Genomic DNA, 19,567 nt, shown 5'->3' with positions numbered 1-19,567 from the left:
AGCAAACGTTTATATTGAAACGTAAGGGGGCTTTAAATTATGTATACGTTATCAAATCAGCAGTTCAAAGGTAAAGTTCCACAGATTGATCCGAATGCTTTCGTTGCACCGAGTGTATTTCTGTCCGGTGATGTAAGAATCGGAAAATATTCCAGCATCTGGCCAGGCGTTGTTGCAAGAGGCGATGTCAACTACATTTCCGTTGGCGAATGCTCCAATGTACAGGATCTCTGCTGCCTGCATGTAGCAGATAATAATCCGTGCATCATCGGGGACTATGTTACAATCGGACATAGTGCCTGCATTCATGGATGCGAAATTGAAGACCATGTACTGATCGGCATGCATTCCACCATTCTGACAGGAGCAAAAATCGGCAGAGGCTCTATCATTGCAGCCGGAGCTTTGGTTCTGCAGAATCAGGTCATTCCTCCGAACTCGCTCGTTGTCGGTGTCCCGGCAAAGGTTATCAAGACCATTAACAAGATGGACAACATCCATGCACAGGCATTGAAGTATAAATGCGAATGGGCTATTGGATATGGTGTAAAACCGGATATCGATGGCGAACTCTATCACAACGAACCTATTGTTTAACAGGCAGTGATTGGACTGGAAGTCGTTTCATAAATGATAAGAAAGATGGCAATGCGGAAAACGCACTGCCATCTTTCTGTTTTCCCTTATTTTATCGTTTATGCGGCAGGCAGATGATTTGACTAGAGGATAGTGCGGGCTATATAATATATGACAACTATATAAAACGGATAATTATCTAATTATCAGAATAAACGGAAGGTGACATTATGCGAGAAAAGTATATTCCTCAGCAAATCGAGAAAAAATGGCAGAAGATTTGGGAGGATAACAAGGCGTTTGAAACTCACTATGATCCAAACAAGAAAAAATATTATGTACTGGAAATGTTTCCTTATCCTTCAGGAAACCTCCATATGGGCCATGTAAGAAACTATTCTATCGGCGATGTTGTTGCCCGTTTCAAGAAAATGCAAGGATTTAATGTCATCCATCCGATGGGATTCGATGCGTTTGGCATGCCGGCTGAAAATGCAGCAATCCAGCACGGAATTGCTCCGGCAAAATGGACTTATTCCAATATTGACAACATGACAAGACAGCAGAAGGAACTCGGTCTTTCTTATGACTGGGACCGCAAAGTTCTGACCTGCAGCGAAGATTACTACAAGCATACACAGAAACTTTTTGAAATCTTCTACAAAAAAGGACTGGCTTACAAGAAGGAAGCCAAGGTCAACTGGTGCAACAGCTGCCATACCGTTCTTGCCAATGAACAGGTTGAAGAAGGGAAATGCTGGCGCTGCAAGAACCCTGTCGTAAAGAAAGATTTTTCCCAGTGGTTCCTGAAAATTACAGCTTATGCAGACCGCCTTCTGGCAGACCTTGATCACATGCCTGGATGGCCGGAACGTGTCAAGACGATGCAGAGAAACTGGATTGGCAGATCAACCGGCACGCAGTTTTCCTTTACTGTAGAAGGCATGGATGAACAGATTCCGGTCTACACAACAAGAGTAGATACCGTTTATGGTGTTACTTACATGGTGCTTGCTCCTGAACATCCGCTTGTTCCGAAATTGATTGAGAGTAATCCTGATAAGGCATCTCTTGAAACTTTCATTGAAAGAATGAGAAATGAAAATGATATTGTCCGTACTGCCGAAGATGCTCCTAAGGAAGGAATGTTCACCGGAAGTTATGCAATTCATCCGCTGACAGGAGAAAGAATTCCGATCTGGATTGCAAACTACGTTCTTTATGAATACGGCACAGGCGCTGTCATGGCTGTACCGCAGGGCGACCAGAGAGACTGGGAATTCGCTAAAAAGTACAATCTTCCGGTCAAGCTGGTTATCCAGAACAAGGAACATGACCTTAAGCTGGAAGACATGGATAAGGCATACGATACAGACGGATTCCTTGTCAATTCCGGCAAATTCGACGGACTGACCTCTGGAGAAGCCCGCGAAGCTATTACGAAGAAAATCGAGGAAATGGGAATCGGAAACGGCAAGGGCAACTACCGTTTGAGAGACTGGCTGATTTCCCGCCAGAGATACTGGGGCTGCCCGATTCCGATCATCCACTGCCCGCATTGCGGCAATGTTCTGGTGCCGGAAAAGGATCTTCCTGTAGTTCTTCCGGAAGATGTCAACTTCGTAGCCGGAGCTACCTCTCCGCTTGAGACAAGTGAAACATTCCTCCACTGCAAGTGCCCGCAGTGCGGTGCTGATGCAACCAGAGAAACCGATACAATGGATACATTCATCGATTCATCCTGGTACTTCCTGCGCTACTGCGATCCGCACAATACAGAAGAACCATTCAGCAAAGAAAAGGCTAACTACTGGATGCCGGTCGATCAGTATATCGGCGGCATTGAACATGCTATCCTTCACCTGCTGTATTCCCGCTTCTTTATGAAAGTGCTGCAGGATGAAGGCATGGTAGATTATCCGGAACCATTTACAAACCTTCTCTGCCAGGGCATGGTTCTCAAAGACGGCGGCAAAATGAGTAAATCTGTCGGCAACGTTGTTTCTCCTGAAGAAATCGTCGGAAAATACGGCGCTGATACAGCAAGACTCTTTATCCTCTTTGCAGCTCCTCCGGAAAGGGATCTCGAATGGTCCGATCAGGGCGTTGAAGGCTCTTACCGCTTCCTAAAGAGAGTATGGGCTATCGTAGAAAAGTATCAGGATTTCGTCAAGGAATCAAAAGGTGATCTTTCTGAAGATGAATTTGCACTCAGAAGAAAGCTTCATCAGACGATTTCCAAGGTTACGGAAGACCTTGACGGCAAATTTGCTTTCAATACGGCAATCTCCGCTGTTATGGAACTGGCCAATGAAATGTACCGCTTCAGCGAGACACATTCCGTCATCGAAGACAAGCTGGCAAAAGAACTTGTCCGCAACCTGCTGATTCTGCTCGCTCCATTTGTTCCGCATATCACTGAAGAACTCTGGCAGCAGATCGGTGAGAAGGAAAACAGTGTCCATGATGCAGAATGGCCGGTATGCGATGAATCAGCCCTCGTTGTTGACGAAGTGGAATTAGCTGTTCAGGTCAATGGCAAAGTCCGTGGTACCATCAAAGTGGCAGTCAGCATGGAAAAGGACGAGATTGCGGATCTGGCAAAGGGACTTGCTGAAGTGCAGAAATTCATCGAAGGCAAGACAATCGTGAAAACGATTGTGGTTCCTGGAAGAATCGTTAATATCGTAGTTAAATAAAATAGCAAATTTAGAGAGATCAGAGACTGTTCCTGGTCTCTCTTTTGTTTTGCCTGCATATACATGTTACGGCCTGATTTATATTATGCTAGAATGAAATAAGATAAATCTTAGAGGGTGGCAATCATGAATATTACATGTGAAGGGAAGGAGTACCATTTCTTTGATGGCGCTACTCCGCAGAACTTATGGAATATCGTACGCGGCGCAAGAAAGCGCACCGATGCAGTAGTGGCTGATTTTAACGGAGATATTATAGATTTCCAGACGCCATTTCCAAGTGATGGAGCCGTCAAGTGGATATCTCTGGAATCCCCGAAGGCCCACCAGGCTTACCTCAGGAGTGCCATTATGCTTCTGGTGTGTGCGGTAAAAGAAGTCTACGGTGCAAAAGCGGATGTCAAGATCAAGCATTCTTTGGGGAAATCCATTTACTGCGAATTCAAAGACGGACATACGCCGCTCCAGAAAGAGCTGGATATCCTTTCAGAAAGAATGCGGGATATCGTCAAAGAAGGAAGGGACATTACCAAAATCATAGTAGGAAAAAGCAGAGCCATTGCCTTTCTTCGAATGAAGGGGCTCCAGGAGGATGCCGAGCTTCTTTCCCAGCTCGATATTGATCATCTGGATGTGGATCAGTGCGGAAAGGTCATTGATTACTTCTTCGGGCCGATGCTTCCGGATATGAGCTTTGTCAGGCAGTTCATCCTTCGTTCCTATGCGCCCGGATTCCTGCTGAGGATTCCGCAGCCTGGAGAGGAGGAATTGAAATTCGGTGAGGAAGATCCGTTGTTTGCACGTGTCTTTCTTGAATCCCAGAACTGGAGTGAATTAATTGGATGCCATAATCTGGCGGAACTTAATCATGCCATAGATACGGGAAAAATCTATGATTTTATTGCCATTGCCGAAGCGCTTCATGAAAAAAGGCTGGCTGAACTGGCAGATACGATCTGCGAGCAGAAACCCAATATACGGCTCGTGTGCATAGCAGGGCCTTCTTCCTCGGGCAAGACGACGTTCATGAAACGGCTGATTGTCCATTTGAGAGTCAATGGCGTAAAGCCAGTCATGCTCTCTCTGGATGACTATTTCCGGAACCGTGACGAGATGAATAAGGAAGACTGGGAAAGTCCGAAGGCACTCGATATTTCTTTATTTGAAAATACGGTATCCGCACTTCTTGAAGGCGGAGAAGTGCATCTTCCTCATTTCAACTTCATTACCGGGAAAAAGGAAATGAGTGAGGAAACAGTAAGTCTTGGAAAAGGACAGCCCATTTTAGTGGAAGGACTTCATGCGCTTAATCCTGCGCTTACATACTTCGTTCCAGGTTATCAATGCATGAGAGTCTATGTCAGTGCTCTGACGCAGCTCACAATTAATGATCACAACCGTATTTCCACCTCCGATACAAGACTTTTAAGAAGACTCGTGAGGGACGTCCAATTCAGGGGAAACGGGGCGGAGCATACGCTTGAGGTCTGGGACAGCGTAAGGCAGGGAGAGGGAAAAAATATCTTCCATTACCAGAACAGGGCGGATGTCGTATTCAATTCAGCTTTGCTTTACGAAATACCGGTTCTTAAGAAAATGGCCGAACCGCTTCTTCACGATATCAGGACTGAAAGCGGAGCTTATGCGGAGGCGCAGAGGCTTCTGGAGTTCCTGCGGCCATTCCGGGAGCTGGATGTATCGGTCGTTCCGGATAATTCACTGCTGAGAGAATTCGTAGGATATAAGGGACTGGGGAAATCTTTCCTGAATCATTAAGACGCTGGAGTTTGCATAAATCGAAGCAAACGGATATAATAGAAATTGTAATAATGAAAATTTTCGATATGTCTGAAAGGGGTATATTTATGGATATTACTGACGTTATTGTGATTGGTGCTGGTCCTGCAGGTCTGAATGCTGCTTTATACGCTTCCCGCAAGGAGCTCAGCGTAAAAATTATTTCAAATGATATCGGCGGACAGATGCTTCTGACCAGTGAAATTGAAAATTATCTCGGATTCGAATCAATTTCCGGTTTTGATCTGGCAGACAAGATGGAAGCACATGTAAGGAAATACCCGGTTGAATTTATCACCGCGGCCGTCATGAATCTTGAAAAGAATGAAGATGGAAATTTCGTCCTTCATCTGGATGATGGAAATACCGTCGTCGGAAAGGTCTGCATTATTACAGCAGGAAAGCACAGCCGCACGCTGGATATACCGGGAGAAGCCAAATTTACAGGCCGCGGCGTATCTTATTGTGCCACCTGTGATGCTCCGTTCTACCGCAATAAGACTGTTGCCATTGTCGGCGGCGGGGACAGCGCTGTACAGGCTGCTGTAGAATTAGGACATCTTTGCCCGAAGGTGTACCTGGTGGTCAGAAGCCGCATCAAAGCAGCTGAAATCATGGTCAAACGCATGGAAGAACTGCCTAATGTAGAAGCTCTTATCGGTTATGTTCCTGAAGAAGTCAAGGGTGACAAGAAGGTGAATGCCCTTGTCGTAAAACGCAAGAGTGATGGAGAAGAGCGTGAACTTGCCGTCGATGGTGTCTTTGTAGAAGCAGGCGGCATTCCGAATAATTCCTATCTTCCAGAAGACGTGAAGACTAACAGCATGGGAGAAATCATAACCAATAAGGACGGAGAGACAAACATTCCCGGCCTTTATGCAGCTGGTGATGTCACAGACTGCAAGAACAAGCAGATCATTATTGCTGTAGGAGAGGGGGCTGCCGCAGCATTAGCCGCTCACGACTACTTGCTGCGAAGCGGTAAATGAGGGTCACGAAGAAAATAAAGGCAGAGCAGCTGAGGCGTCTCAGCATTGCTTATGCGGGGGAAGGGACAATGCTTAAATACACAAGTCCTTTTACACTGCTCGTGGCAGTCATACTTTCTGCCCAGTGTACGGATAAGCGCGTCAATATTATTACTGACAGGATTTTTCCGCGCCTTGATACTCCGGAAAAGATGGGAGCCTTGACGCAGGCGGAGCTTGAACGGGAAATCCATGACTGCGGCCTTTATAAATCCAAGGCAAAGAACCTTTTGGGAATGTGTCATATGCTCTCTGAGGAATATGATGGAAAAGTCCCGGAGGACTTTGATAAGCTCGTAAAACTTCCAGGCGTCGGCAGAAAGACGGCCAATGTTGTAAGAAGTGTTGTATGGGGATATCCTGCCATTGCAGTCGATACACACGTTTTCAGAGTAGCCAACCGTCTGAAACTTGCAACGGGCACAACGCCGCTTGAAGTAGAGGAAGGCCTTCAGAAGGCCATCCCCAAAAAGGACTGGTCAGCAGCGCATCACTGGCTGATATGGCACGGAAGGCGCGTATGCCATGCCAGAAAGCCTGACTGCGAAACCTGTATCCTGCAGGATGTATGTCCCTCCTGCACAGTCAGCGTCCCGCCGTGGAAAGGCTGATCCGGATATATTACAAGCAATACAAAAGCCATGCGGAATGCCGCATGGCTTTTCTTTTTTATTAGTGAATTTTAAAACATATTCAGTATTCCCTGGAAGTGGTAATAGTTCGTCGGGAGGAAAGCATCTACGAGTTTGGAAACCCCAGTCGGTTCCGGAGCTGTGAGGAACAGGAGGAATAAAGCGAGAACTGTAATTCCAATGGAGAGCAGGTTTGCCTTGCCTTTTCTGGATACTTCATAGTAACCGAAGAGGCGGAGTCCAAGTGCGCCAAAGAAAACAATGACCATACCGGAAAGAGAGAAGATGCCGAAAAGGATATTTGCCATCAGGAAACCTACGTAGAGAACCGGCAGGAAAATGAACGGCAGGTTGTAGGCAATCGGTGTCGGATTGATATTGCGGCGCATATCATCGAGCCAGTCTGCTATATCAAATCCAAAAAGACCAAGGAGAATGAATGATAGGATAATGACCTTGTCCCAGATGGAAGAAAGACGGTCTCTGTCCTGTCCCAGCCACCAGAAGAAGAAACAAAGAAGAAGACCTGCAGCGCCGCCAAAAATGTAGTAATAAGCAGCAGGAATGAATTTTACGCAGATCATGGATACAGTGATGAGTACAGATCCGATGGCAATATAAGGAATCAGCTGTGAAGTCGTCATCTGACGGTCATCTGGTACTTCTTCCTTCATCTTAGCCAGAATTTCCGTCATGAATAAGAACAGGAAAATAGCTAAAGCAGCGAACGGATAAAGGAAAAGCGAAATGACGATCAGAAGTATCGGGAAAAATACTCTGAATCCCCTGAAGACCTTCAGCTTTTTAAAGTTCAGCTTCTGGTTCTGTGTATATATGGTTAGTCTTAAAAATACCAGGTAAGTCAGCATAATGCCGATCGTTTCCAGAGGTTCACAGCCTAAGTACAATAAGCTGCAGAAAACCAGTATGGCGGTATTGGCACCTGTGAAACGACTGATCAGGGAACTGAAGAGCCCGATATTTAAAAACGCCACTATTGCATCAACAAAATTCAACGCATCCATCTCCTTCAAAATTAACAATTTCATATTAGTATAACTGTTGGGAAGAATTGGCGCAAGAGAGCAGGCTGCTATATTGTATAAATATAAAGATATATTTTATAAGGTAATAATACAGCCGTATGTATAGTGCATTAGAAAGAGAAAAATCCAGCCTGTTTCAGGATTATCTTTATCCGGTATAGAAGCGGGAAGAAAACTGCAAATATTGCACTTTTACTTGCCTTGTGAAAACTGTTAGAATAAAAAGCATAGAAAAACCTTATAAAAGCATAGAAATGAAAACAGGGAGGGGAATGAAGGCATGGACCATTTGATTATCGTAGATTGTCAGTATGATTTTATCGACGGTTCCCTGGCATGCAGCCACAGCCGGGAAGCCGTCAGAAATATTATAGCTTTTGCCAATGCAAATGATGTGGAATGCATGTACACATCGGACTGGCACAGCAAGACAAATAAATCTTTTAAAATTAACGGCGGTATCTGGCCGGTACACTGCGTTGCAGGAAGCAGGGGCGCTGAAGTATCAGATGAATTTAATCAAATGAATGAAGGCAATCGCCCTGGCAAAGATAATATTTTCTATAAAGGCAAAAATGATGATGTTGAGGAGTATTCGGCATGCCTTGCTGCAAACAGCAGCGGAAAGGTATTATCCGAATGCGTTTCGCCTCATGTCTACGTCACGGGGATTGCAGCCGAGTACTGTGTCAAGGAAACGGTTCTCGGCCTTCTTGAAAAGGGGATTAAAGTAACCGTTCTTAAGGACTGCCTTGGCTATGTTTCTGAAGATGACTATAGGAAAAGCCTTGCTGCTATGAAGGAAAAAGGAGCAGAAGTACTTTAATTTACAGGATTTACCAGAATACTAATCATTCGGAGTATTGGCATGACAGAAAAAACAATTTCAGATATAGGTGAATTTGGTCTTATCAAATTAATATCGCATGACCTGATTTACAGGCCGGAGTTTGTTAAGATTGGGCCAGGGGATGACGGAGCGGTCTATTCTATACCAGACGGATTTGATCAGGTCATATCAACGGATACCATGGTGGAAGGTATTCATTTCACCAGTGTGACGATGAGTGCCTATGATGTTGGCTGGAAGCTCTGTGCCTCAAATTTCAGCGATATGGCCGCTATGGGCGCCGATCCGATAGGGTTTGTCATTTCAGCCGCATTTCCTGAAAAGCTTTACACTTCATGGGTTGAGCGATGCTATGAAGGAATCCGGGACTGCTGCAAAGAATACCGGGTCAATTTGCTTGGCGGAGACATGACCGGATCTGTTTCAGGTATTATCATGACAGGAACTGTGGTAGGCATAGTTCCAAAGGATACAGCCGTCCGGCGAAGCGGTGCGCGCAGGGGAGATGTTGTTTTTGTAACCGGACATCCCGGTGATTCAGCGGGCGGGCTCTATGCCCTGCTTCATGAAAACAAAGAATACAGCGGGCTTATAGAAAAGCATAAGCATCCGCGGCCTCAGATTGAATGGGGAACTCTTTTGCGGGAAGCAGGAGCCTCTTCCCTGAATGATATTTCTGACGGAATATCCAGAGAAGTCAATGAAATTGCAGAAGCAAGCGGCGTTTCCATCAAAATCGATAAATCATCCATACCCGTTTCTGCTGAAGCTTTGGAATATGGCAGAAAAGCGGGAATCGATCCTCTTTCCTGGGCCTTGGACGGCGGGGAAGATTATGAACTTATAGGTACGATTTCAAAAGAAGATTTTGAAAAGGTAAAAAATCGTCCTGGCATAAAAGAAATAGGAGTTGTGACAGATAAGCCCGGGAAAGGCGTATTCCTGAAACAGGAAGGGCATCTGGAATTGCTTGAAGTGCATGGTTATGATCATTTTGAAAAGTGAAAATTAGGGAGGATTATTTATGTACACATTAGTAGTCATTCGTCATGGTGAAAGTGAATGGAATAAAAAGAATCTGTTTTGCGGCTGGACAGATGTAGACCTGACAGAAAACGGATTCCGCGAAGCGAAAGAAGCCGGGAAACTCTTAAAAGCAGAAGGCTTTACTTTTGATAAATGCTATACATCTGTTCTCAAGAGAGCTATCCATACCGCTTATTCTGTTCTTGATGAAATGGATCTTGTCTGGATTCCGGTCATCAAGAACTACCATCTCAACGAAAGACACTACGGTGCTCTTCAGGGATTGAACAAGACGGAAACAACAGATAAGTATGGGGAAGAACAGGTCCATTTATGGCGCCGTTCTTATGATGTATGCCCGCCGGCACTTTCTGAAGATGATCCCAGAAACCCGAAAAACCAGCCTCCTTACCAGAAACTTGGCGATGTGAAGCTCCCATTGACGGAATGCCTGAAAGATACGGTAGCAAGGGTAGCACCTTACTTTGAAAGCGTCATCAAACCGGAAATTCAGAATGGAGAAAAAGTCCTGATTGCAGCGCATGGCAATTCCATCCGCGCACTCAGGAAGCATCTTGAAGGAATTTCCAGTGACGAAATTGCCGGGATGAACATTCCTACAGGAATCCCGCTCGTTTATCATCTGAATGAAGATTTCACGGTGCATGATGTTTCTTATCTTGGTGACCAGGAAGCCATTCAGAAGAAAATTACAGCAGTCAAAAATCAGTCTGCCAAGTCCAAATAAAGATGTAATATGATGTGAGAATCGGTGATCACGTAAAATTGATTGCCACAAGGGAAGTGTGGAAATGTCAATCATAACCGAAGGTTTGCATAAAACAAATACGATGAATTCCGCTCTTGTCCTTGAAGGCGGAGCGATGCGGGGACTCTTTACGGCCGGGATACTTGATGCTTTTATGGAAAGGGGATTCTACTTCCCAAAAGTCGTTGGGATTTCTGCAGGTGCCCTGCAGGGACTCAGCTATATTTCCAGACAGCCGGGAAGAAACGTATCCGTCAATATCAGGTTTGCTCCGGATAAAAGATATATGGGGCTTCGTCATTTGGTGCGCGACGGCAGTTATTTTAACTTCCGCTTTATGTTTGGCAAGCTTGCTCATGAATATGTGCCTTTTAATTATGACAAGTTTGAAAAGGCTTCGGAAACGTTATATGTGGGCATTACTGACTGCCTTACGGGGAAACCTGTTTTTGTATCGAGTAAAAGCTGCCCTCTTTCCGAATTTATGGGGGTATGCGTCGCAAGCTGCTCGATTCCGCTTCTCTCAAAGCCGGTAAAACTTGAGGGAAAGGAATACGTGGATGGCGGCGTGGGGATGCCGCTTGTGCCTTTCCCTGAAGACCTGCCATTTCCGTGCACAAAACCCGTATACATTCTGACAAGGGATATTACGTATCGCAAGAAAAAGGTGCCGCATGGGTTTAAATCCCTCATGCGTGCTGCCTACGGCAGGACGTATCCCGCTGTGGTGGAGGGCATGTGCTCTATCCCGGAGCGGTATAATGAAAAGGTAGAAAAGATCATACAGATGGAGAAAGAGGGAAAAGTTTTCGTACTGCGCCCGGAATCTCCCGTCAAAGTGTCCCGCGTGGAAAAAGACACGAAAAAACTTCGTGCACTTTACGAAGAAGGCTATCAGATCGGCATGAAGCGGTTTGATGAGATGATGAGGTGGATGAGTGAAAAATAATGAAGCAGTATTTATAAGCACGAGTGAAGAAATGACGATGGAATTCGGCCGTTTCATAGGGGAACATGCTGAAAACGGACTGTTCATTGCCTTGATTGGAGATCTTGGAACAGGTAAAACCCATTTTGTCCAGGGACTTGCCAAGGGACTGGGAATCAATGATGTGGTGAGCAGCCCCACCTTTACAATCATGAATTATTATGAAGGTGAGATTCCGTTAAAGCATTTTGATTTCTATCGTCTTGATACAGAAGAGAATTTATACAATATCGGCTGGGAGGAATACAGCGAAGGCGGTGTCACCGTTGCAGAATGGGCAGACATGTTCCCGGGACTGATTCCAGAGAGAGCCATATACATATATTTGTCAAATAAAGGAACAACGGAAAGAGAAGTCAAGGTTATCTGGGGAGAAGAAGCTCCTGATGCCATAACAAAGGAGATAGAGAAATATGCTTCTTGCCATTGATACATCATCTTTAGTTTTAAGCTGCGCTTTAGCAGAGGAGGGAAAGCTTGTCACTGAATGGACACAGCAGAAAAAACTGACACATTCAGAACAGCTGATTCCATGCATGGACCTTATGCTGAAAGAAGTGGGCGTCAGCAAAAAGGAAATAACAGGGATTGCCGTCGCCAAGGGCCCTGGCTCATTTACGGGTCTTAGAATCGGCCTTGCTACAGCCAAGATGACATCCTATATCTGGAACGTCCCGTTGGTCGGTGTTGACACCCTGGAAGCTCTTACATGGAATATGTACGGCGCGCAGGCATTTATTCTTCCGCTTCTCGATGCGCAGAAGAATAATGTGTATGCAGCCCTTTACGGGGCATTTAATGAAATGTGGCAGGAAAAGCCTGAAGTGGCAGCTTCCATTGATTCTGTCATAGAATCAGCTGTAAAACATGGCGGGCCGGTCATTGCAGTCGGTGAATGTGCTGATAAATATAAGGATAAGCTGGTTTCTGCAGGTATTCTGCTGGCTCCGCCCCATAGCAGATGCAGCCGCGCGGGAAGTCTCGCCATGGCAGCAATCTCTAAATTGAAAAACGGCATGGCAGATGATCCATTGACGCTTTTGCCAAATTATATCCGCAGGAGCGAGGCAGAAGTCTTATGGGAAAAGCAGCATGCCGATTCGTAATAGAAGAAGCGCTTGCCTCTGATATTCTGGCCATATATGAAATTGGCAGGATTTGTTTTTCCGATGCATGGAGAAAAGAGACTGTCAATCATGATTTTCAGGGAACGCACAGCCATTACCTCGTTGCAAGGACTTCGGAAAAAGTCATAGGCTATGCCTGTTTCTGGTACGTGCTTGATGAAGCGCAGCTGGTCAATATCGGGGTTCTTCCTGAGTTTCGAAAGCAGGGGGCGGCAAAAGCCATTCTGGAGGCCGGGATTGATAAAGCTCTCGAAAACGATATGAAGACAATGTTTCTTGAAGTCCGTGTGAGCAATCATGGGGCACAGAATTTATATAAGAATTTTGGGTTCCACGTTGACGGTCTAAGGAAATCGGTGTATGAACTTCCTGTCGAAGACGGGTATATCATGTCCCGAAAGTTATAAGGAGATAAAATGAAGATATTAGCATTCGAATCAAGTTGTGATGAAACGTCCTGCGCAGTAGTGGAGGACGGCAGACAAGTCTTGTCTGACATCATTTCAACACAGGTTCCGATTCATAAGAAGTTTGGCGGTGTAGTTCCTGAAATTGCATCACGCCATCATATAGAGGATGTGCTTCCCGTTGCCATTGAAGCATTGGAGCAGGCAGGATGCAGCTGGTCTGATATGGATGCCATCGCGGTCACGCAGGGGCCGGGTCTGGTCGGGGCGCTTCTTGTTGGAGTAGCAGCCGCAAAGGCGGTAGCCTGGGCTATTGACAAGCCTCTTATTGCAGTCAACCATATAGAAGGGCATATCTTTGCCAACCTGGTACAGTATCCCGATCTGGAACCTCCTTTTTTATCACTGGTTGTTTCCGGCGGTCATACCATGCTCGTTGTAGTCAGAGATTACAATCACTTTGAAATTCTCGGACAGACAAGAGATGATGCTGCAGGAGAAGCTTTCGATAAAGTCGCACGTGTACTTGGTTATCCATATCCGGGCGGACCGCACATTGACCGTCTGGCAAAGGAAGGGAACAGCAGCGCTATCCACTTCCCGATGGGACTCAGCAAGGGTCACAACTTTGATTTCTCCTTCAGCGGATTGAAATCATCCGTCATCAACTACATCAATACGATGAAAATGAAGAAAGAAGAAATCGTGGCAGAGGATGTGGCAGCTTCCTTCCAGAAGGCCGTTGTGGATGTCCTGATTGAAAAAGCGATGGAAGCCGTCAAAGTGACGGGTATGAAGACGATTGCCCTCGCAGGCGGAGTCGCAGCAAACAGCGAATTAAGGACCAGGCTTGAAGAGGAGTGCAGTAAACGCGGCATACGCATGTGCCGTCCGAGCCTGACCCTTTGCACCGACAACGGGGCTATGATCGGCTGCCGTGCCTATTACATGGCCAAAGCCGGCGAATTTGCCGATATGTCTTTAAATGCGGATCCGCGCCTGCCTTTTAATGCAGAACAGATCAAAATGTAAAGTACAGATTTATACATTCAGGATGGGAGAATAATATGCAGACACGCGGCATAGAAATGAGTCAGCTTTACACATTGATTCGTGATTCGACGAATCTGACTGAAGTGCAGGCTAAAATTCTGGATCATGAACAGGTTGCCCTTCAGTTTGCAGCCGATATTTCAAAGAATCAGGTGTACTTATGCGCCAAGGGAAAGAATTCTGATATTTCAGTCATCCTGCTCGCTGTCCGGCCTTCCTATACGCACAGCCAGACTTTCTTCAAGGCGGGAGATACGTTTTTGAGGGATGAATTATCCATCGTCGAAAATGTTTTCAGTACGGGAAGAAAAGTCGCAGGCCGCATGGAGCTCGATCAGGGAAGGAAAGTCGCAGTTACAGGATATCCTATCGTTGATAATGCAGGCGTTCCATTTGCCGTCGTCTGTTTCGTATCCAGCTCGCTTGATCAGCAGCAGGTCCTGACAGATACAGGAAGTCTTGCGCTACAGGTACCCTTTGACGGGAAGGACTATTATGGCATACGCCCGCAGGACGGTGTCATCATACTGGATTCATTAGGCCGCATCATTTATTCCAATGATATGGCTAATGATTTATACATGGTTCTTGATAAAGAGGCTGTCGAAAGCCAGGAAATTATCGGGCACACGATCGTACGGTTTCCGCTTGTCGATGAAGTCATGAAAACGGGACGGCCTGTTTTCGGCGATGAAGTTTCCGAAAACATGACGCTTTCGGCCTGGGGGCTTCCCATTATTTCTGGCGGCAAGGTGACAAGGACTGTACTGATCCTCACGGATGTTACTGCGATTCGTGAAAAAGAAAAGCAGATACTTGTCAAGGATTCTGTCATCAAAGAAATCCATCACCGCGTCAAGAACAGCCTCAATACGATAGCAGGAATGCTTCGCATGCAGGCAAGACGCGCCAAAGATCCGGATACGAAGGACGCCTTGAAGCGTTCAGTAAACAGGATTCTTGGCATTTCACAAATTCATGATATCCTGGCAAGCCAGAGCGGCGGACAGATCGATATGGATGTGCTGCTTGACCGTATCTGCAAATTGTCTGTGGACAGCCTGACGTTCTGCCCGGTGCGGGTAGTCCGCGAAAAGGGCAGTGATCCGCTGATTGTAGATTCTGAAAAAGCAGTTCCGCTGGCGATTGCAGCCAATGAACTCATCCATAATGCGATTGATCATGGTTTTAATGGTATGGACAAGGGGATTCTTATCGTCGGAACATCTCTGGATGAAGAGAAACTTCATGTTTATATTAAAAATAATGGGCATCCCTTATCGCCTGAAGTCAAAGACATGAATTCATCCGGCCTAGGACTTCAGATTGTAAGGAATTTAGTAGAAATAGAATTAAAGGGAAGCTTCGAACTGAGGAATGATGGAGAGTTCGTAACAGCTGATATTTATTGCTCGAGGGCATTGATGGGAGCATAGCAGAATGGCAGAAGTGTATAAAATCGTAATCGCAGATGATGAAGCACTCATCTGCATGGATCTTAAGGAAATGATGGAAGAAGCAGGCCATGAAGTCGTCGGTGTAGGATCCGACGGGGTTGAAGCTTTGGAACTGACAAAGAAGCTCAATCCGGATCTTGTAATCCTTGATGTTAAGATGCCCAGGCTTGACGGTATCCAGGCAGCTAAAATGATTGCCCATGACAATCTGGCACCCGTTGTACTCCTGACAGCTTTTGGCGATGAAGACATCATCGAAAAGGCAAAAAAATCCATGGTTTTCGGATATGTAATGAAACCGGTCAGCGAGCGGTCTCTCTTTCCGGCCATCCAGATTGCAGTAAGCCAGTTCCGCCAGAAAAACGAGATCGTTCACCGGATCAAGGACATGGAACGCGAAATGGCTGCCCGGAAGATCATAGACCGCGCTAAAGGCCTTCTCATGGACTTCTATCATATTTCTGAAGATGAGGCTTACAGGAGAATGCAGCAGACAAGCATGAAAAGAGGCATTGCACTCTCCGAAGTCGCACAGAAGGTTGTGAAGGAAATCATGGCCAGAAAGAACAAATAGGCTGTAAGTTGTAGAAAGGAGATTCTTATTATGGAATTCACATTTTATGGACATGCATGCTTTAAAATCGATACAGGAAAGGAGTCGCTTCTTTTTGATCCGTTCCTGAGCGGAAATTCGCAGGCTGCTGTTTCTGCTGACAAGGTTGAATGCGATTATATCCTTCTTTCTCATGCTCACGGAGATCATTTCGGCGATGCAGATAAGATTGCCAGCCGCACGGGCGCATGCGTCATAGCGATTCCTGAGGTGATTTCACTCTTTTCAAAGAATGTCTCCAATTTCCAGCCGATGAATCTGGGAGGATCTTTTAAGGCGGACTTTGGAAAGGTAAAAATGGTGCAGGCTTTCCACAGCTGCGGAGCTCCCGGAGGCACGCCCTGCGGGTTCATCATACAGTTTAACAACGGGAAGACTGTTTATTATTCAGGAGACACGGCTCTCTTTGGAGATATGAAGCTGTTTGGCGAACTGTTTGATATTGACTATGCAGTCCTTCCAATCGGAGACAACTATACGATGGGACCAGACGATGCATTGATTGCTGCCAAATTTCTGAAGGCAAAATGCGTAATTCCTGTTCATTACAGCACCTGGCCAGTCATCGAACAGAATCCGGCTGATTTCAAGGAAGAAGCACAGAAACAGGGGATTGCAGTAAAAATCGTAAAACCTGGAGAAAGCCTGGAGCCGTAATTTTTTGATAAAAGAGGACTGCGTCTGCAGGATGCCGCCCTCTTTCATCATTTCCGGTGAATCTTAAGACGGATTAGGAAGCTGGATGCTTTGAATGGAAAAGGGTGCTACATGAATAATAAAAAACAAAAATTTTTCGAGTCGCTCTCAGTGCAGCTTAATTCATACATTGAGGCAGAGAAAGTGATCGACCAGTTTATTTCTAATGATATGGATGCTTTTCAGGGGAAAAGACTATTTCAGCATGCTTTAGGAAATACGGACAGTGATATGGAAGCCGTATTTAATCGGATCGTCAAAGCATATAAAGATGCAGCCGGCTATGGATATGGTGTCAGAGCATTTGGATTAATGAAATCCATGCATGACCATTTAACAAATCTCTTCAATGAATTCTCATCCTATCAGGATGAGAAAATGCCTGATGAAATGAATCTTGTCTGGGATCTTTGCAAAGCAGGTGCATTGGAAGTTTCAAAAGTTCTTGAATATACCAAAGGATTTGAAGAAAATAATTTGAAGGCCGAAGCCAGATGCCTTAAAATTCATAATTTCAAGAGCAGGGGAGACGAAGCTGTCAGGGATTCACTTGAGGCAGTTTATGGGATGAATAACAGTATAGACATCATTTACTGGAAAGACGTATTAAAGGAAATGAACGGCTTCTTGTCTGATATCGATCAATTCACAATCTGCCTGCAGAAACTCCTTGCCATGGAATAGGATGGAATGCATTTTTAATAATTTACAATCAGGGTGTTGGATTTTCTGATCATTTTGGGTATAATATAAATACATGGAGGAAATGCCATGAGATAGAATTTCTATCTGGTCAAATTGATGATTATTTCCCTGATTATCAATTGGGCTGCGGACTATGCATACTCCTCAATGATAGTCTTGCACAAGAAAAGCGGTTGATACCGCTTTTTTTGTTTGCCTGAAACGGAGCTTCATCCTTTTTATAACGTTTCCTGATTTTTGTGGAAGAGTCCAATCGTGTTATAATATTGGATATTTAGTAAATTCAGAATTTTGAAAAACGATTGTTTATAGAAGAGGAGAGGGTTTTGTTGATAGCAAGACAGATGAGATCATATGCATGGAACGATGGCAAAGAACTTCATATTGGCAGAGACTCTCTTGTCATGGGAGTTTTAAATATAACGGATGATTCATTTTCGGACGGCGGGAAATGGAATACGCTGGAAACTGCCATGAAGCATGCGAAGGATATGGTTGAAGATGGGGCAGCAATTGTAGACATAGGGGCAGAATCAACAAGACCGGGATTCACGTCCCTTTCGGCAAAGGATGAGACAGACAAATTGATGAAGATTCTTCCATCCATTTTAGCGTGCTCTCCGGTTCCTGTATCTGTCGATTCATACCATTATGAGACAATGGACGCAGCACTTCGGGCCGGGGCGCATATCGTCAATGATATCTGGGGATTCCAGTATGATGACGGCAGCATGGCAAGGGTAACTGCTGAATATAAAGTGCCGGCAGTCCTCATGCATAACCAGGATGGAGAAACATATGATGAAGATATCCTGGAGAGTATGAAAAAATTCTTTGACCGTTCCATTGATATTGCTGTAAGGGCCGGCGTAGAGCAGGATAAGATCATTCTGGATCCGGGAATCGGTTTTGGCAAAACGGCAGAGCAGAACATGGAAGTCCTGACACGTCTGGATGAACTGACGAGGGAATTTCCTTTCCCCTGGCTTTTAGGAGTAAGCAGAAAACGCTTCATCGGTGCAATCCTGGATCTTCCGGCACCTGAAAGAGATGAAGGAACCGCTGCGGTCAATCTCTGGGGGATTGGAAAAGGATGCTCTATATTCCGTGTTCATAACGTTAAAATAAGCGCCCGTGAAATCAAGGTATGGGATGCTTTAAATCATTTCAATCAGGAAAATTGACGATGGCAGGGTGTGAATGATGGATTATATTAAACTCAAAAATATGGCATTTTTCGGTTATCATGGCGATGAGCCGGAAGAGAAGACATTGGGACAGCGATTTTATATTGATGTCGTGATCGGCACAGATCTGTCCAAAGTCAGCCGGACCGATGACTTGAATGATTCCGTAAATTACGTGGAAGTTTTCCAGATTGTGAAGCGCGCGGCCGAAGGAGGCCCCTATAAGCTTTTGGAAAAACTGGCAGGCGTGATCAATGAAGATGTCATGGAAAAATTTCCTCAGGTTGAAGAAATCGTGACTACTGTCCATAAGCCGGGTTCTCCCATTCCCGGCATCCTGGATGATGTATCCGTTACGATAAAAAAAGAAAGATAGGTTTGACGGTTTATCAAATGTTGAATTCATTGAAAAGGAATTCTTATATTATCTCGCTGGGATCTAATATGGGAAATTCAGCTGAGATTCTCTCTGGATCCGTCAGGACGCTGAATCAGGATGAAAGACTCAGGGTCCTGAAGAAATCATCCCTTTACAAGACCAAGCCATGGGGGTTGACGGAGCAGGCCGTTTTCCTGAATGCCGTAATTGAAGTTTCATGGACAGGGGAACCTGAAGAACTGATGGAATTTCTGCTGCAGGTGGAAAAATCATTCGGCCGTATCCGCATCAGGCACTGGGGACCAAGGACGCTGGATCTGGATATGATTTATAACAGTGAAATAGAAAGCAATACAGATTTTCTGAAATTGCCGCACCCATTTTTCTGGGAGCGGCCCTTTGTGTTGGTCCCTTTGGAAGAAATATATCCTGATTTCGTCTTTAATGGTGAAGGAATCCACCAGAGGATTCTGGAACTGGATGGATATAAGGATGTAGAGAAAACGGACATTGCATGGTAGGCAGGAGGTGA

At 45.3% G+C, this 19,567-nt stretch carries 21 protein-coding genes; 20 read left to right on the top strand and 1 reads right to left on the bottom strand.

Annotation, left to right across the window (positions count from 1 at the left end; genetic code table 11):
- The first annotated feature begins 39 nt into the window (after positions 1-39).
- The 5 genes from Dia5BBH33_RS05685 (at position 40) to nth (ending at position 6,711) form a co-directional block, all read left to right on the top strand.
- A complete protein-coding gene (locus Dia5BBH33_RS05685) occupies positions 40-597 on the top strand; it encodes a gamma carbonic anhydrase family protein (RefSeq protein WP_108849629.1) in 558 nt (185 codons plus the stop codon).
- Between the two features lie 209 nt (positions 598-806).
- Positions 807-3,275 carry a leucine--tRNA ligase gene (gene leuS / locus Dia5BBH33_RS05680; protein WP_143332549.1) on the top strand — a complete coding sequence of 823 codons (2,469 nt, stop codon included), beginning with the start codon at positions 807-809 and terminating at the stop codon, positions 3,273-3,275.
- A gap of 126 nt (positions 3,276-3,401) precedes the next feature.
- The gene (locus Dia5BBH33_RS05675; protein WP_108849631.1) at positions 3,402-5,051 is read left to right on the top strand and encodes a nucleoside kinase; all 1,650 of its coding nucleotides are present in this window, start codon (positions 3,402-3,404) and stop codon (positions 5,049-5,051) included.
- Positions 5,052-5,140: 89 nt separating this feature from the next.
- Positions 5,141-6,061 (top strand): NAD(P)/FAD-dependent oxidoreductase, encoded by a 921-nt coding sequence (locus Dia5BBH33_RS05670; protein ID WP_108849632.1) that lies wholly within the window; start codon positions 5,141-5,143, stop codon positions 6,059-6,061.
- A complete protein-coding gene (gene nth / locus Dia5BBH33_RS05665) occupies positions 6,058-6,711 on the top strand; it encodes an endonuclease III (RefSeq protein ID WP_108849633.1) in 654 nt (217 codons plus the stop codon). The genes Dia5BBH33_RS05670 and nth overlap by 4 nt, the downstream gene beginning before the upstream one ends.
- 71 nt (positions 6,712-6,782) lie before the next feature.
- Here nth and Dia5BBH33_RS05660 read toward each other — a convergent pair whose 3' ends face one another.
- A complete protein-coding gene (locus Dia5BBH33_RS05660) occupies positions 6,783-7,757 on the bottom strand; it encodes a hypothetical protein (RefSeq protein WP_231939207.1) in 975 nt (324 codons plus the stop codon).
- Positions 7,758-8,058: 301 nt separating this feature from the next.
- Between Dia5BBH33_RS05660 and Dia5BBH33_RS05655 the strand changes: the two genes are divergently transcribed.
- From Dia5BBH33_RS05655 to folK, 15 genes are all read left to right on the top strand, one after another.
- A complete protein-coding gene (locus Dia5BBH33_RS05655) occupies positions 8,059-8,604 on the top strand; it encodes an isochorismatase family protein (RefSeq protein WP_022382447.1) in 546 nt (181 codons plus the stop codon).
- A 42-nt stretch (positions 8,605-8,646) separates the two neighbouring features.
- The gene (gene thiL / locus Dia5BBH33_RS05650; protein WP_022382446.1) at positions 8,647-9,633 is read left to right on the top strand and encodes a thiamine-phosphate kinase; all 987 of its coding nucleotides are present in this window, start codon (positions 8,647-8,649) and stop codon (positions 9,631-9,633) included.
- A gap of 19 nt (positions 9,634-9,652) precedes the next feature.
- Positions 9,653-10,402 carry a 2,3-diphosphoglycerate-dependent phosphoglycerate mutase gene (gpmA, locus tag Dia5BBH33_RS05645; RefSeq protein ID WP_022382445.1) on the top strand — a complete coding sequence of 250 codons (750 nt, stop codon included), beginning with the start codon at positions 9,653-9,655 and terminating at the stop codon, positions 10,400-10,402.
- Between the two features lie 64 nt (positions 10,403-10,466).
- Positions 10,467-11,372 (top strand): patatin-like phospholipase family protein, encoded by a 906-nt coding sequence (locus tag Dia5BBH33_RS05640; protein ID WP_022382444.1) that lies wholly within the window; start codon positions 10,467-10,469, stop codon positions 11,370-11,372.
- Positions 11,362-11,841, top strand: a complete 480-nt coding sequence (gene tsaE / locus Dia5BBH33_RS05635; RefSeq protein WP_232518105.1) for a tRNA (adenosine(37)-N6)-threonylcarbamoyltransferase complex ATPase subunit type 1 TsaE — start codon at positions 11,362-11,364, stop codon at positions 11,839-11,841. The genes Dia5BBH33_RS05640 and tsaE overlap by 11 nt, the downstream gene beginning before the upstream one ends.
- Positions 11,825-12,517, top strand: a complete 693-nt coding sequence (gene tsaB, locus Dia5BBH33_RS05630) for a tRNA (adenosine(37)-N6)-threonylcarbamoyltransferase complex dimerization subunit type 1 TsaB (protein WP_143332548.1) — start codon at positions 11,825-11,827, stop codon at positions 12,515-12,517. Before tsaE ends, tsaB begins: the two co-directional genes overlap by 17 nt.
- Entirely contained in the window at positions 12,490-12,945 is a 456-nt protein-coding gene (rimI, locus tag Dia5BBH33_RS05625) for a ribosomal protein S18-alanine N-acetyltransferase (RefSeq protein ID WP_143332547.1), read from the top strand. Before tsaB ends, rimI begins: the two co-directional genes overlap by 28 nt.
- Positions 12,946-12,954: 9 nt before the next feature.
- Positions 12,955-13,977 (top strand): tRNA (adenosine(37)-N6)-threonylcarbamoyltransferase complex transferase subunit TsaD, encoded by a 1,023-nt coding sequence (tsaD, locus tag Dia5BBH33_RS05620; RefSeq protein WP_143332546.1) that lies wholly within the window; start codon positions 12,955-12,957, stop codon positions 13,975-13,977.
- A 35-nt stretch (positions 13,978-14,012) separates the two neighbouring features.
- Complete coding sequence (locus Dia5BBH33_RS05615; protein WP_231939208.1) at positions 14,013-15,434, top strand: histidine kinase N-terminal domain-containing protein; 1,422 nt, start codon at positions 14,013-14,015, stop codon at positions 15,432-15,434.
- Positions 15,435-15,438: 4 nt separating this feature from the next.
- Positions 15,439-16,029 (top strand): ANTAR domain-containing response regulator, encoded by a 591-nt coding sequence (locus Dia5BBH33_RS05610; protein WP_108849640.1) that lies wholly within the window; start codon positions 15,439-15,441, stop codon positions 16,027-16,029.
- Positions 16,030-16,059: 30 nt separating this feature from the next.
- The gene (locus Dia5BBH33_RS05605) at positions 16,060-16,725 is read left to right on the top strand and encodes a metal-dependent hydrolase (RefSeq protein WP_174182945.1); all 666 of its coding nucleotides are present in this window, start codon (positions 16,060-16,062) and stop codon (positions 16,723-16,725) included.
- Positions 16,726-16,836: 111 nt separating this feature from the next.
- Positions 16,837-17,448: a hypothetical protein gene (locus tag Dia5BBH33_RS05600; protein ID WP_143332545.1), complete on the top strand. Its 612-nt coding sequence runs from the start codon at positions 16,837-16,839 to the stop codon at positions 17,446-17,448.
- Positions 17,449-17,801: 353 nt separating this feature from the next.
- A complete protein-coding gene (folP, locus tag Dia5BBH33_RS05595; RefSeq protein ID WP_232518119.1) occupies positions 17,802-18,653 on the top strand; it encodes a dihydropteroate synthase in 852 nt (283 codons plus the stop codon).
- Between the two features lie 16 nt (positions 18,654-18,669).
- Entirely contained in the window at positions 18,670-19,032 is a 363-nt protein-coding gene (folB, locus tag Dia5BBH33_RS05590; RefSeq protein WP_231939209.1) for a dihydroneopterin aldolase, read from the top strand.
- Between the two features lie 68 nt (positions 19,033-19,100).
- Positions 19,101-19,556 carry a 2-amino-4-hydroxy-6-hydroxymethyldihydropteridine diphosphokinase gene (folK, locus tag Dia5BBH33_RS05585; protein ID WP_231939210.1) on the top strand — a complete coding sequence of 152 codons (456 nt, stop codon included), beginning with the start codon at positions 19,101-19,103 and terminating at the stop codon, positions 19,554-19,556.
- The last annotated feature ends 11 nt before the right edge of the window (positions 19,557-19,567 follow it).

The organism is Dialister hominis (assembly GCF_007164725.1).
In the GTDB taxonomy this organism is placed as follows: Bacteria; Bacillota; Negativicutes; order Veillonellales; family Dialisteraceae; genus Dialister; species Dialister hominis.
The sequence above is the reverse complement of the archived record's forward strand: the minus strand, read 5'-3'. Positions and strand labels throughout refer to the sequence as shown.